Source organism: Dickeya ananatis, assembly GCF_019464615.1.
GTDB lineage: Bacteria > Pseudomonadota > Gammaproteobacteria > Enterobacterales > Enterobacteriaceae > Dickeya > Dickeya oryzae.
In genome coordinates, this window is sequence record NZ_CP040816.1 from 1,127,018 (window position 1) to 1,142,069 (window position 15,052).

11 protein-coding genes are annotated in these 15,052 nt (G+C 56.6%); 10 read left to right on the forward strand and 1 reads right to left on the reverse strand.

The features are described from left to right. The first annotated feature begins 1 nt into the window (after position 1). From hybG to fdoI, 10 genes are all read left to right on the forward strand, one after another. Positions 2 to 289, forward strand: coding sequence for a hydrogenase maturation factor HybG (gene hybG / locus FGI04_RS04905; RefSeq protein ID WP_013318684.1), 288 nt, complete (start codon positions 2 to 4; stop codon positions 287 to 289). Beyond that, a complete protein-coding gene (hypD, locus tag FGI04_RS04910; protein WP_407321576.1) occupies positions 276 to 1,391 on the forward strand; it encodes a hydrogenase formation protein HypD in 1,116 nt (371 codons plus the stop codon). Before hybG ends, hypD begins: the two co-directional genes overlap by 14 nt. Next, entirely contained in the window at positions 1,391 to 2,419 is a 1,029-nt protein-coding gene (gene hypE / locus FGI04_RS04915) for a hydrogenase expression/formation protein HypE (protein WP_407273724.1), read from the forward strand. The genes hypD and hypE overlap by 1 nt, the downstream gene beginning before the upstream one ends. 340 nt (positions 2,420 to 2,759) lie before the next feature. Next, complete coding sequence (hypF, locus tag FGI04_RS04920; RefSeq protein WP_407336368.1) at positions 2,760 to 5,051, forward strand: carbamoyltransferase HypF; 2,292 nt, start codon at positions 2,760 to 2,762, stop codon at positions 5,049 to 5,051. Between the two features lie 93 nt (positions 5,052 to 5,144). Beyond that, positions 5,145 to 5,621, forward strand: a complete 477-nt coding sequence (locus tag FGI04_RS04925; protein ID WP_038904999.1) for a YlaC family protein — start codon at positions 5,145 to 5,147, stop codon at positions 5,619 to 5,621. 134 nt (positions 5,622 to 5,755) lie between these two features. Beyond that, positions 5,756 to 6,481: a glutamine amidotransferase gene (locus tag FGI04_RS04930; RefSeq protein ID WP_407336369.1), complete on the forward strand. Its 726-nt coding sequence runs from the start codon at positions 5,756 to 5,758 to the stop codon at positions 6,479 to 6,481. Between the two features lie 11 nt (positions 6,482 to 6,492). Further along, positions 6,493 to 7,914: an aminotransferase-like domain-containing protein gene (locus FGI04_RS04935; protein WP_407337390.1), complete on the forward strand. Its 1,422-nt coding sequence runs from the start codon at positions 6,493 to 6,495 to the stop codon at positions 7,912 to 7,914. Between the two features lie 631 nt (positions 7,915 to 8,545). Further along, positions 8,546 to 11,596 (forward strand): formate dehydrogenase-N subunit alpha, encoded by a 3,051-nt coding sequence (gene fdnG, locus FGI04_RS04940; protein ID WP_407273722.1) that lies wholly within the window; start codon positions 8,546 to 8,548, stop codon positions 11,594 to 11,596. Positions 11,597 to 11,611: 15 nt separating this feature from the next. Continuing rightward, complete coding sequence (fdxH, locus tag FGI04_RS04945) at positions 11,612 to 12,514, forward strand: formate dehydrogenase subunit beta (protein ID WP_012885369.1); 903 nt, start codon at positions 11,612 to 11,614, stop codon at positions 12,512 to 12,514. After that, entirely contained in the window at positions 12,501 to 13,133 is a 633-nt protein-coding gene (gene fdoI / locus FGI04_RS04950) for a formate dehydrogenase cytochrome b556 subunit (RefSeq protein ID WP_012885368.1), read from the forward strand. The genes fdxH and fdoI overlap by 14 nt, the downstream gene beginning before the upstream one ends. Before the next feature lie 358 nt (positions 13,134 to 13,491). On the opposite strand, the gene FGI04_RS04955 is transcribed toward fdoI, so the two are convergent. After that, positions 13,492 to 14,793 (reverse strand): MFS transporter, encoded by a 1,302-nt coding sequence (locus FGI04_RS04955; RefSeq protein ID WP_342701276.1) that lies wholly within the window; start codon positions 14,791 to 14,793, stop codon positions 13,492 to 13,494. Between the last annotated feature and the right edge of the window lie 259 nt (positions 14,794 to 15,052).

Below are 15,052 nucleotides of genomic sequence, written 5' to 3' on the forward strand. Positions count from 1 at the left end.
CATGTGCTTGGGCGTTCCCGGTAAAGTGGTCGCTGTCGGGCCGGACCTGCATTATCCGGCACGGGTGGATGTGTGTGGTGTACAGCGTGAGGTAAATATTGCGCTGGTATGTGAAGGTGACCCGGCAGAGTTGGTAGGCCAGTGGGTACTGGTGCATGTCGGTTTCGCCATGAGTTTGCTCGATGAGCAGGAAGCACAGGAAACGCTGGCGGCGCTACAATCCATGCAGGCGGTTGGACTGGAGCTGGATGAAGTCAGGCAAACCGGAGCCATTTATGCAGTACGTTGATGAATTTCGTGATCCCGAACTGGCGAAATCGTTGTTACAGCGCATTCAGGCGTTGGTTGACGACATGCCACATTTAAAGGCGCGCCCGTTGCAACTGATGGAGGTGTGCGGCGGGCATACCCATGCCATTTTTAAGTTCGGTATCGACCGGCTATTGCCGCCGGAAATTGAGTTTGTGCACGGGCCAGGTTGCCCGGTGTGCGTGCTGCCGATGGGGCGGATCGATGCCTGTCTGGAGATAGCCGCTCGCCCTGACGTGATCTTTTGTACTTTCGGCGACGCCATGCGGGTGCCGGGCCGTAACGGATCGTTGCAGGACGCCCGACGCCACGGCGCTGATGTCCGGGTGGTTTATTCCCCGCTGGATGCGCTGGCGCTGGCGGAGCAACACCCTGATCGACAAGTGGTGTTCTTCGGACTGGGATTTGAAACCACCATGCCGAGTACTGCACTGACCCTGCAACAAGCCAAACGTCGCGGTATCGATAACTTTTCGCTATTTTGCCAGCACATCACTATCATTCCGACACTAAGAAGCCTGCTGGAGCAACCCGATTTGCGTATCGACGGTTTCCTGGCACCGGGGCATGTCAGCATGGTGATTGGCGCGTATCCTTATCAGCCGCTGTGCGAGCAGTTCCATAAACCGTTCGTGGTTACGGGCTTCGAGCCGTTGGATATCCTGCAGGCGCTGTTGATGCTGGTGCAACAACTGCATGATGAACGCTGTGAAGTGGAAAACCAGTACCGTCGTATCGTGCCGGACTGTGGTAATACGCTGGCGCAGCAGGCGATGGCCGAGGTATTTGAAACCAAGGCCAGTAGTGAATGGCGTGGGTTGGGCGAAATTGCCGATTCCGGTATGCAATTGCGGGCAGAGTATGCGGCATTTGATGCTGAACGCCGTTTCAAACCGCAGCAGCAACAGGTGGCGGATGAGCCGCTGTCACGTTGCGGTGATGTGCTCACCGGGCGTTGCAAACCGGGTGATTGCCCGTTGTTTGGTCAGCGTTGTACACCGCAAAATGCTATCGGTGCGTTGATGGTGTCCTCAGAAGGCGCCTGTGCCGCTTATTACCAGTATCGACGGGAGTGCGCCTGATGAAGAACACTTTATTGCCAAAAGAAATTACCCTAGCGCATGGCAGCGGCGGGCAGGCAATGCAGCAGTTGATCGAAGGCCTGTTCCTGCAGGCGTTCGATAACCCATTATTGGCAGAACGTGAAGATCAGGCGCGTTTGTTGCTGGCGGAGCTGAATGCCGAGGGCGATCGGCTGGCGTTTACCACCGACAGCTATGTTATCGACCCGATCGAATTTCCCGGCGGTAATATTGGCAAGCTGGCGGTATGCGGTACGGCTAACGATCTGGCGGTCAGTGGTGCCGTGCCACGTTACCTCTCCTGTGGTTTTATTCTGGAGGAAGGGCTGGCGGGAGAAACGCTGCTGCGCATCGTCAATTCGATGGCGCAAACGGCCCGCGAGGCGGGTATCCAAATCGTCACTGGTGATACCAAAGTGGTGCCGCGCGGCGCGGCGGACAAAATTTTCATCAATACCGCGGGTATTGGTGTGATTCCGCCACATGTGCAGTGGGGCACCGGTGAAATCCGCCCCGGTGACCGTTTGATCGTCAGTGGTACGCTGGGGGATCACGGTGCCACCATTCTGAATTTGCGTGAAAAGCTGGGACTGGAAGCCGAATTGACCAGCGATTGCGCGGTACTGGCACCGTTGATTGCGCCACTGCGAGAGATTGATGGCGTACGTGCTCTGCGCGATGCTACCCGTGGCGGGGTGACGGCAATCCTGCACGAATTCGCGCAAGCCAGTGGTTGCGGCATGGAAATACAGGAAAGCGCGTTACCGGTCAAAACGGCGGTGCGTGGTATCTGTGAACTGCTGGGGCTGGAAGCGCTCAATTTCGCCAATGAAGGTAAACTGGTGCTAGCGGTGTCGCCAGAAGCGGAAAGCCGGGTCCTGGACGTTTTACAGTCTCACCCGTTGGGGCGCGATGCCGCGGTAATCGGCAGCGTCACCGACAAAAAACAGGTACGCCTGTGCGGCGTATTCGGCCCCTCCCGCCTGCTGGACTTGCCCCACAGCGAGCCCATGCCGAGGATTTGCTAATCCTCTAGCCCTGTTCTGATCGTTGTCATTGTCGATTTGATGGTGGCAGGTGGACGCAATGGCGTAAATTACGCTGAGGGGAAAACAGACTCCCGGCCGAGCGGCATGGATGCCGCGAGAGCCGCTGCCGCGCCGGGAGCGCGTCAGCGGCGGGCCGAAAAGGAGTCTGTTTTTCCCGAAGGCACCGCGTAGCGGCGTAATTTCCCGCCAAAAGCCCGGGTTCTTAGGGCGGCGGCGATTGGCCGCCCTAAGTGGACGCCAGAGCGGGGTAGTGCAGCGAGACGCTGTATATAAAGGCGTCCATACAGCAACACTTACAGTGATAGCTATTCATATAACTATGATGTCACCACATCACGACGGAATTGAAATTCGCGTTAAGGGCAAAGTGCAGGGGGTGGGGTTTCGGCCTTATGTCTGGCAAATTGCTCACCGGCTTGGTGCCAAAGGCAGTGTGCTGAATGATGGCGCGGGGGTGTTAGTCCGGCTGTGGCCAGTGAGCGCCGAGGCGGATTTTATTGCTGCACTATACGCTGAGTGCCCGCCGCTGGCGCAGATTGACCAGGTCACCTGTCAGCCTTATCGTTGGGAAACACCGCCGGACGATTTCATCATTGAACATAGCGGTGCCGGGCAGATGGATACTCACATTGTGCCGGATGCGGCGACCTGTGATGCCTGCCGTCAGGAGCTGTTTGATCCGCGCGATCGTCGCTACCGTTATCCGTTTATCAACTGCACCCATTGTGGCCCGCGTTTTACTATCATCCGCCAGATGCCATACGACCGCCCGAATACGGCGATGGCGAAGTTCCCGTTTTGCCCCACCTGTCAGCAGGAATACCAACATCCGGCGGATCGGCGCTTTCATGCTCAACCCAACGCCTGTCCAACCTGCGGGCCGCAGGTGTGGCTGAGTGATGCCTCGGGTGTCGTGGTGCGTGGTGATAACGCCATTATGCAAGCGGCCGCCGCATTATGTGCCGGGCAGATTGTGGCAGTAAAAGGGCTGGGTGGTTTTCATCTGGCTTGTGACGCTACCAATGCGCAGGCAGTGGCACGACTGCGTGAGCGCAAGCACCGCCCGGCCAAGCCGCTGGCGGTGATGCTGCCGGGTGCTGACTGGCTTGCACAGTGCAGCGGTGTGGAAAACCCTGCGCCAGCGCTGCGTCTGATGCAAAGCCCGGCGGCACCGATCGTGCTGCTACCGCTACGCCACGATGGTGTACTGGCAGCAGGCATTGCCCCCGGTCTGGATGAAGCGGGGTTAATGCTGCCTGCCAACCCATTACAGCACGTGCTGTTGGCAGCGGTGGGCCGACCGCTGGTGATGACCTCTGGCAATGCCAGTGGTAAACCGCCCGCGCTGGATAACATGCAGGCGCTGGTTGAACTGGCGGCTATCGCTGATCTATGGTTGCTGCATGATCGCGATATTGTGCAGCGGGCTGACGACTCGGTAGTGAGGATGCAGGACGCGCGGGCGGAGATGCTGCGGCGTGCGCGCGGGTATGTGCCGGATGCCCTGCCGTTGCCACCGGGATTTAGCCAACAGCCCGCGTTATTAGCCATGGGGGCCGACCTCAAAAATACCTTCTGCTTGCTGCGTGATGGCTCTGCGATTGTCAGCCAGCACCTGGGCGACCTGGCTGATGACGAGGTGGAACAGCAGTACCAGCAGGCGCAAAGGTTGTTTGCCGATATCTACCGGTTTACTCCGCAGGCCATCGCGGTGGATGCTCACCCGGGGTATGTCAGCCGTCGTTTAGGGCAGCAACAGGCGCAACAGTTGGGCGTCCCCTGCATCGAGGTGCTGCACCATCACGCGCATATCGTTGCCTGTCTGGCGGAACACCGCTGGCCGCGTGACGCCGGGCCAGTCATCGGGCTGGCGTTGGATGGCATCGGCTATGGTGGTGATAACCGCTGGTGGGGCGGTGAGTGCCTGCGGGTGGATTACAGCCAGTGCCAGCATCTGGGAGGGTTGCCTGCGGTGGCGCTGCCGGGCGGCGACCTGGCGGCACGCCAGCCGTGGCGTAATCTACTGGCACAGTTTCTGGCGTTTGTACCGGATTGGGCGTCACTGCCGCAAGCGGGTGTGATTCCTGTCGCTGCGCGGCCGTTGCTGACGCGTGCTATTGAGCGTGGACTGAATGCTCCACTGGCTTCATCCGCTGGCCGGTTGTTTGATGCCGTCGCCGCCGCTTGTGGATTTGACGGCGAACAAAGTTGGGAAGGGGAGGCTGCCTGCTGGCTGGAAGCGCTGGCCCGGCAACATCAACAGACCCGATCGCCGGTGACGCTACCGTTATCCGGCTACCAGTTAGATCTGGCCACGTTCTGGCGGCAGTTTCTGGGCTGGCACGCGACACCGGCTGACCGTGCGTTTGCGTTTCATGTGGCGTTGGCTGACGGGCTGGCGGCGCTGGTGCGTCAGGCATCACGGGAGTACGGGCTGAATACGGTGGTGTGCTCAGGCGGGGTGATGCATAACCGTTTGCTGGTTGCACTGCTGCGTGAACGGCTGGCGGATGTGACATTGCTAATGCCGTCACGTTTACCGGCTGGCGACGGTGGGCTGGCGCTGGGGCAGGCGTTGATTGCCGCCAGCCGCCTATCAACACAAGGGTAACTGTTATAGCTTTTTTTCACCGGACTGTATCTGTTCTGAAGGGGTGCGCCGTGCTACCGTTGCGCACCAATAAGCAGGGGCAGAGGATTCGGTATGGACGAAGTGAAACGCATTCTGAATGAAGAAATCGAACGTCTGAATCGTGAGGAGCGGCGCGATAATCGCATCCGTTTCAGTCGCCGGTTTATGGTAACCCATCCTTATTTATTCGGCGGTATGCTGGCGAGTTATGTGCCAGTGGCGTTGATTCTGTGGTATGCACCTTATTTCGGCCTGCCTTATGTGGTGGGGTTTACGTTGTTTCTGGCGCTGATGTCGCTGGCGATGTCGATGGATATCAACCCGCGCTATCGCTTTGAAGATATCGACACGCTGGATCTGCGGGTGTGCTACAACGGCGAGTGGTATAACAGTCGCCATGTGTCGGCACAGACGCTGGAGGCATTGCTGCATAATCCACAGGTCGCCGCCGCGGTAAAAGAGGGGATCGCCCGTTTGTTGCAAACCAAGGGGTACCTCTATTTCTACGATGTTTTCTCTCTGGCCTACCGTTCAACCGCTGCGCGTTGAAGGGCTGTGCGCCTTTCTGCGCGTCTTTATCGCGGTGAATAAAAATCAACAACATGAAGCGGTGACAGGGCGTGTCCTGCGTGATACGTTCAAAACTCATCTTGTTTACCGTTCTTCGAGGCCAGCGACGCGCTATGACGATGCGAAACGCAGATTGTCCTTCCTCATCACGCTCTCCTTCTTTACTCATTGTACAGATGGGTGAACCTCCCGAGCCTATCGCGCAGGCTGTCGGTCAGCAGGCTGACTGGTTTTGCAGCGCGCTGGCGGCGCAAGGCGTGCAACTGCATGTGGTACGGCCAGACGCCGGTGATGCCTTGCCGCACCCCGGTGAGCATGATGCCGCTATTATCAGCGGTTCCTGGTCGATGGTGACTGACCGGCTGGACTGGAGCGAGCGTACCGCCGAGTGGCTACGCCAGAGCGTACAGGTCGGGTTGCCGGTGCTGGGCGTGTGCTACGGCCATCAGTTGTTGGCGCATGCGTTGGGCGGCATGGTGGCGGATAACCCGAATGGACGTGAGATGGGGCTTAAGACGGTGACGCTGTATGACCATGCCGCGAATGATGCGTTGCTGACGGCGGTACCGACGCAGTTTAGCGCTTACCTCAGCCATCTTCAGTCTGTGGTGACGCCACCACCGGGTGCACAGGTGCTGGCGGCGTCAGAACAGGATGGATGCCAGATTATTCGTTACACGCCGCATACCTTGTCATTCCAGTTCCACCCCGAGATGGATGCCGCGGTGATGAACGCCTGCCTGCGACACTGCGCCTTGCCGGAAATAACCCATAGCGCTGAGCCGGTGTGGGCGCGGCGGTTGCTGCTGGATTTTGTCCGGCAGGCGTTGTCCCGCTAAGGAGCATGGCACTGGCTAAGTTCGAACAACTGGCTGACCAGATGCGCGAGCAGTTACAGTCGGGTATCTGGCAACCGGGGGAAAAACTGCCGTCGTTGCGTGAAAAGGCGGTACATTCCGGCCTGAGTCTGATGACGGTGCTGCATGCCTATCAGCTACTGGAAAGTCAGGGCTGGATTGTATCGCGCCCGCAATCGGGTTATTACGCCGCCCCGCGCATTGAACGCCCGTCTGCGCCAGTGAGCGAGGGTGAAGCGGTGCATTTGACGGAAAACGTTGATGTTAACCGCTTCATTTTTGATGTGCTGCACGCCAGCCGTTCGCCCGGCGTGGTGCCGTTTGGGTCGGCCTTTCCCGATCCCCGGTTGTTTCCTCAGCGCCAGTTAACCCGCTCACTGGCGACGGTAGCACGTCGTATGCAACCGGAGAGTGCGCTGGATAACCTGCCGCCCGGCAATGAACGTTTACGCAAACAGATAGCCCAGCGCTACGCGCTGCAAGGTATCGCGGTATCGCCGGACGAGATAGTCATTACCAGCGGTGCCATGGAGTCACTGAACCTCAGCCTGCAAATGTTGACCCGTCCCGGCGATTATGTGGTGGTAGAGTCACCGTCGTTTTACGGCGCATTGCAGGCTATCGAACGTTTGCAGTTGAAGGCCATTGCTATCGCCACACATCCGCATACCGGTATTGAACTGGCGGCATTGCGACAGGCATTGCAGGACTATCCGATCCGCGCCTGCTGGCTGATGACCAATTTTCACAACCCGCTTGGTTGTACGCTGGCATGGGAGAAAAAGCAGCAACTGGCCGCGCTGTTGAGCGAATATCAGGTACCGTTGATTGAAGATGATGTCTACAGTGAGCTGTACGCCGGTCCTCATCGTCCGCTGCCGGTCAAAGCATTGGATACGCAAGGCCAGGTACTGCACTGCTCTTCGTTTTCAAAAAATCTGGTCGCCGGATTCCGTGTTGGTTGGGTGGCGGCAGGCCGCTTTGCGCAAGGCGTTCAGCGGCTGCAACTGATGAGTACACTGTCTGCCAGTGCACCGATGCAATTGGCGGTGGCCGATTATCTGGCGACCAGTAGTTACGATAGTCATCTGCGGCGTCTGCGGCGAACGCTTGAGCAACGCAAACACCGCTTGTACCAGGCAATGAAAGCGTACTTCCCGGCCGGTGTGGATATTTACTACGCCGATGGTGGTTATTTTCTGTGGCTGGGGTTGCCGGAGGGCATCAACAGTATTGACCTGTATCAACAGGCTCTGGCGCTGAATATCAGTATCGCGCCGGGCCGCATGTTCACGACCAACGATAAGTTTGATCGCTATTTCCGTATTAATACCTCCTTCGAATGGCAGGAGAAAACAGAAAACGCCATTATTGCATTGGCGACATTGTTGAAAAACGCACTCTCCTCGTCCTGATCGGCAACTCGCGTTATTTATCGTTTCCCATCAAAAATAATCGATTCACGGTCATATCATGTCGGGCGTTATTTATTTTACGCCGCCTGCGGTATTTATTTTTTTATCATCAGACGTGGTATTCCTCTTTTGTCGAAGGAACAGATACTCTGTTTTCTTTATAAAGAAAATCTTAATTATTTCTCGTTGGTATAACGTGGGAGAGAGCACTCGGCTGAAATCGATATGTAAATAAATATATAGCGATACAAGAGCTTGGCTCTCTTGATAATGAGAATGATTATTCTTAACTGTGTGATAACGTTAAAAAACAGCCGCGTCACGACGAATTGTGACTTATTTGTTGTTATTGGGATAATTAATTGGCGCTTTTTATTCGTCGGTACATAATACATATGTTTGATAGGGGTTTATGCACTCACCCTGTCAGCATTCATTCATATTAATAAAGCATTAATACATAAAATACGATATTACCCCAATAATCAGAGTTGCGGGACAACGTGTTGAACAACGCCGCGCGTTGCCTTTTCAGGGTAGGGCTCAGGTGAGCCTGATAGCACAGCCTATGGGCCTGCAATTCGACGTATGACGGGTATAGATCTGAGTGATGTCGTGCGAGGAATCTCCCATGCAGGTCAGCAGAAGGCAGTTCTTTAAAATATGCGCAGGCGGTATGGCCGGAACGACGGTCACCGCTCTGGGGTTCTCGCCCAGCGCGGCGTTAGCCGAAACGCGGCAATACAAGCTATTGCGAGCCAAAGAAACCCGGAATAATTGCACTTACTGTTCAGTCGGGTGCGGTATTCTGATGTACAGCCTGGGCGATGGTGCTAAAAACGCCAACGCTTCCATTTACCACATTGAAGGGGATCCGGATCATCCGGTGAGCCGTGGTTCGTTGTGCCCGAAAGGGGCTGGTCTGGTTGATTTTATTCATAGCGATCAGCGACTGAAGTACCCGGAATACCGTGCGCCGGGATCGGACAAATGGCAGCGCATCAGTTGGGAAGAGGCGTTCGATCGCATCGCCACATTGATGAAAAAAGATCGCGACGCCAATTTCGTTGAGAAAAACGCCGCCGGTGTGACGGTTAACCGTTGGTTGACGACCGGGATGCTGTGCTCCTCCGCTGCCAGTAATGAAACCGGGATACTGGATCAAAAATTTGCCCGCGCACTGGGTATGATCGGCATCGATACGCAAGCGCGTCTGTGTCATGGCCCAACGGTGGCGGCGCTGGCACCGACTTTTGGTCGCGGTGCGATGACCAATAACTGGGTCGACATCAAGAACGCCAATGTGATTCTGGTGATGGGGGGCAACCCGGCAGAAGCGCACCCGGTCGGATTTAAATGGGCGGTAGAAGCCAAGATTCACAACGGTGCCAAATTGATTGTCGTCGACCCGCGTTTTAACCGCTCGGCCGCCGTTGCCGACATGTACTCGCCGATTCGCGCCGGGTCCGATATCACTTTCCTGCTGGGTGTCGTCAACTATCTGCTTACCCACAACAAAGTGCAGATGCCGTATGTGAAGGCGTATACCAACGCCAGCCTGATCGTTCGTGACGATTACCACTTTGATGAAGGCCTGTTTAGCGGTTACGACGAAAAAGAGCGCAAGTACGACCGCACCAGCTGGCAGTATGCGCTGGATGAAAACGGCTTTGCCAAACGTGATGACACACTCAGTGATCCGCGCTGCGTCTGGAATCTGCTCAAAGAGCACGTCAGCCGTTATACGCCGGATTTGGTGACCAATGTATGCGGTACGCCGAAGCAGGATTTTCTGACCATTTGTGAGCAACTGGCCTCGACCTGCGTACCGGATCGTACCGCGACCATTATGTACGCCCTTGGCTGGACACAGCACACCGCGGGCGCACAAATTATCCGTACCGCGGCCATGGTGCAGTTGCTGCTGGGTAACGTTGGTATGGCTGGCGGCGGTGTGAACGCACTGCGCGGTCACTCGAATATTCAGGGCTACACCGATTTGGGGTTGTTGTCGCTGAACCTGCCGGGCTATATGCCGCTGCCATCGGAAAAACAAACCTCGCTGGCGATGTATCTCGATCAGATAACACCGAAAGCGTTGTTGCCGGATCAGGTTAACTATTGGAAGAATACGCCGAAGTTCTTTATCAGCATGCTGAAGAGTTTCTGGGGCGATAAAGCGACCAAAGAGAATGACTGGGGTTATGACTGGCTGCCGAAGTGGGACAAGAGCTACGATGCGCTGGCGTATTCCCGCATGATGCTGGACGGCAAGGTCAACGGTTATATCGTGCAGGGGTTCAACCCGATGGCGGCCTTCGCGGACTCCAACCGGGCTCGTGATGCCCTGAAGAAACTGAAGTATCTGGTGATCATTGACCCGCTGGCGACCGAAACCTCCAACTTCTGGCAGAACCACGGTGAGCTGAACGATGTCGACCCCAGTAAGATTCAGACCGAGGTGTTCCGCCTGCCGTCGAGCTGTTTTGCCGAGGAAAACGGCTCCATCGTTAACTCCGGCCGCTGGTTGCAATGGCACTATCAGGGTGCAGAGCCGCCAGGTGAAGCGCGCCACGATGGGGTGATTATCGCCGGCCTGTTCCTGCGTCTGCGTGAGTTGTATGCCAAAGAGGGCGGCGCTAACCCGACTCCGGTGATCAACATGAGTTGGGATTACCTGCAGCCGGAAGACCCGTCCGCCGAGGAAATTACTAAAGAAGCCAACGGCCGCGCGCTGGCGGATCTGTACGACGATAAAGGCAACCTGTTGTTGAAGAAAGGGCAACTGCTGCCTGACTTCTCGGTGCTGCGCGATGACGGCAGCACGGCCAGCTTCTGCTGGATTTACGCCGGTTCGTGGACAGAGGCGGGTAACCAGATGGCGCGTCGCGACAACGCCGACCCGTCAGGCCTGGGCTGTACGCCGGGCTGGGCCTGGTGCTGGCCGCAAAACCGCCGCATCCTATACAACCGTGCGTCGGCTGACGAACAAGGCCGCCCGTGGGATCCGAAACGTGAGCTGATTCGCTGGAACGGCCAGAAATGGACGGGGATAGACGTGCCTGATTTCGCCGCCACCGTGCCGCCGGGTAGCGCTGCTGGCCCGTTTATTATGAACGCCGAAGGGCTGGGACGTCTGTTCGCTATCGACAAGATGGCCGAAGGGCCGTTCCCGGCGCACTATGAGCCGCTGGAATCGCCACTGAAAACCAACCCGGTTTACAGCAAGGTTCAGGTCAACCCGGCTGCCCGTATTCTGCCTGCCGACCGTCCGTATATGGGAACGGTGGAAGAATTCCCGTTTGTTGCCACTACCTACTCGATTACCGAGTTGTTCCGCCACTGGACGAAACACGCGCGTCTTAACGCTATCGTTCAGCCGGAGCAGTTTGTGGAAATCGGCGAAGGGCTGGCGAAGCAGAAGGGTATTCAGGCGGGCGATGTCGTGAAAGTCAGCAGTAAACGAGGATATATCAAGGCGAAGGCAGTCGTTACCAAGCGTATCCGTACCCTGATGATTCAGGGCAAACCGGTGGAAACCATCGGCGTGCCTTGTCACTGGGGCTTTGAAGGCACCACCCAGAAAGGCTTTATGGCGAATATCCTGACGCCGCATGTCGGTGACGCCAACAGTCAGACGCCGGAATACAAGGCGTTTCTGGTTAATGTGGAAAAAGCGTAGTCGCGGAGAAACATTATGGCAATGCAATCACAAGATATTATCCGTCGCTCCGCGACTAACTCACTGACGCCACCGCCACAGGCCCGCAACCACAAAGAGCAGGTTGCCAAACTGATCGATGTGACCACCTGTATCGGCTGTAAAGCCTGTCAGGTGGCGTGTTCCGAGTGGAACGACATCCGTGACGAGGTGGGGCATAACGTGGGGGTGTACGACAACCCGACCGATTTGAGCGCCAAGTCCTGGACGGTCATGAAGTTTGCCGAGTTCGAAGAAAACGGCAAGCTGGAGTGGCTTATCCGTAAGGATGGCTGCATGCACTGTGCCGACCCGGGCTGCCTGAAGGCGTGCCCGTCGGAAGGCGCGATTATCCAGTACGCTAACGGCATCGTCGATTTCCAGTCCGAGCACTGCATCGGTTGTGGCTACTGTATCGCTGGCTGCCCGTTCAATGTGCCGCGCATGAATAAGGACGACAACAAGGTATACAAGTGCACGTTGTGTGTTGATCGTGTGGAAGTCGGCCAGGAGCCGTCGTGCGTGAAAACCTGCCCGACTGGCGCAATTCATTTCGGTACCAAAGACGAGATGAAAGTGCTGGCGGCCGAACGGGTGAAAGACCTGAACAGCCGCGGTTATCAGAATGCCGGTCTGTACGACCCGGCAGGAGTGGGTGGCACACACGTGATGTACGTGCTGCACCATGCAGACCGGCCAGAGCTGTATAACGGTCTGCCCGCTAACCCGACCATCAGCCCGGCGGTTACCTTCTGGAAAGGCATTTGGAAGCCGCTGGCGGCCATCGGTTTTGCCGCCACCTTCGCGGCCAGCGTATTCCACTACGTGGGTATCGGCCCGAACCGGGTAGAAGACGATGACGAAGCGCACCACGAGGGCAAGCAGCATGAAAAAGAGTAATCGAATTCAGCGTTACAGCGCCCCCGAGCGCATTAATCACTGGATTGTGGCGTTCTGCTTTGTGTTTGCCGCACTCAGCGGATTAGGGTTTTTCTTCCCGTCGCTCAACTGGCTGATGAGTGTGCTGGGCACGCCGCAACTGGCGCGCATCCTGCACCCGTTTGTCGGGGTAGTGATGTTTGTCGCCTTCCTGCTGATGTTTTTACGTTACTGGAAACACAACCTGATTGAGCGCAGCGATTTGGAGTGGGCGAAAAACATCCACAAAATCGCTCGTAACGAAGAGGTTGGCGATACCGGTCGGTACAACTTCGGTCAGAAGTGTGTGTTTTGGCTGGCGATTCTCTGTCTGCTGCTGTTGCTGGCAAGCGGGATTGTGATTTGGCGGCCTTACTTTGCGCCGTCGTTCTCCATCCCGGTGATCCGTGCCGCATTGGTGGTGCACTCGGTATCCGCAGTCGGTTTGATCCTGACTATCATGGTGCATGTGTACGCCGCGCTGTGGGTGAAGGGCACCATCACCGCGATGGTGGAAGGCTGGGTATCCAGCGGTTGGGCGAAGAAACACCATCCGCGCTGGTATCGTGAGCTGCAATCCAAAGGGCAGGATAAGCACTGATCCTAATTCGCAAACTGGTGAAGTCTGTGGTTGATGGTGAGATTTTTCAGCGTCAAAAACTGTGCTGAGGTGGACGACTTCGCCGGGTGAGCGGCATGGATACCGCGAAAGCCTGTGCCGTGCTGGGAGCACGTCACAGGCGGTCCGAACAGCGAAGGCGAACGCCGAAGGGACCGCGCCAGCGGCACAGTTTAGCTATCTAGCCCGAGGTCAAGGAGAGGCGGCGTTGAGCCTCTCCTTGTCGTGCGTGCGATGAGGTAACAAAGAAACGACACCGTTTATCTCGCACGAAACGCTTCCCTGATCAGACAAACTTACTCGTTCACAAAGCAACATGGCTGTTTGCCTACAGCCTAACTCACCTATTGACCAGTTTTGCCGGTAGCGCCACTACCAACAGCGAACTGAGTAGCAGGCAGAAAGCAAAGAACCACAGCGCGCCACTACCGCTACCGGTTAACTCCATCGCAAAACCCATGATGGAGTTACTCACCAGACCGGCGATGTTAGCCAGCGAACAGGCCAGTGCAAAGCCGGTGGCCGCGGCGGTCCCGCTGAGAAAGGTCGCTGGCAGGCTGAAGAACACCGGCACGGTGCCAATGATAGCGGCCTGCGCCACCGAGAACAGCAACACCGTCATCACGATATTGTGGGTGAAGAGGGTACTGGCCGCCATGGCCGCCGCACCGAACCAAAATGGCACGATGATGTGCCAGCGCCGTTCGCGTAAGCGGTCGGAACTGGCACCTAACAGCACCATACCTGCCAACGCTGCGATACTGGGGAGGGCGGTCAGTACACCAATTTGTCCGATGTCAGCCACACCAGCCTGTTTAATGAAGGTCGGTAGCCAAAACCCCATCGCATAAGCACACAGCAAAATCGAAAAGTCGATACCACCCAGCATCCAGACCTTCAGGTTCAGAAAACCGTCGCGAAAGCGGTGCTTCAGGTATGGCGCTTCACGGGTGTCAATGGCCAGATCGGCACGTACCTGCATTCTTTCTGCTTCATTCAACCAGTGCGCCTGCTCAATGTTTTCCGGCAGGAGCCAGAAGGTCAGCACACCCAGTAGTACACTTGGCAGCCCTTCCAGCAGGAACATCCACTGCCAGCCGTGTAGCCCGTAAGCGGAATCAAAATGCGACATGATAAAGCCAGACAGCGGCGCACCCACCACACTGGAGAGCGGCAGGCCAATCATGAACAGGGAAATAATGCGACCGCGTCGCCAGGAGGGGAACCAGCGAGTCAGGTAAAACAGCACGCCGGGGAGAAAACCGGCTTCGGCGGCACCCAGTAGAAAACGCAGGACATAGAACTGGCCTGGTGTGGTGACAAACAGGGTTCCGGCGGATAGCAGCCCCCAGCTTATCATGATGCGCGCAATCCATAGTCGTGCGCCGACACGTTGCAAAATCAGATTGCTGGGCACCTCAAACAAAATATAGCCGACGAAGAATAACCCGGCACCCAGACCGAAGGCGACGTCGCTGAGCGCCAGCTGGTTTGCCATCTGGAGTTTCGCCAGCCCGATATTGATGCGGTCAAGGTAGGCAGCGAGATAGCACAGACACAGAAAAGGAATCAGCCGCCAGGCAATTTTGCGGTAAACCCGAGTGGTGCCCGATGGGGGCGTGTGAGAAGCAACGGCAGTCATGGATGTCGTTTCCAGCATGTAGACAGAATTATCGCGATACGTATCGGCAGTGCCGCTTCGATATCATGCTTATCTCAATACCACATGAACGAAAGCAGACTGGATACGCTCAGCAGGTGCAGTCGCCTCCATTGTGCGGTTGATGACCCGTTGTGTCTATCTTGTTTCGTTGATGTTTCCACTGCGAGGTATGCGGCGGAAAATCCTGCTGATTGTGGGGAATAACCTGCTAACATGAGGGCATCAGAACGGGGCCTTC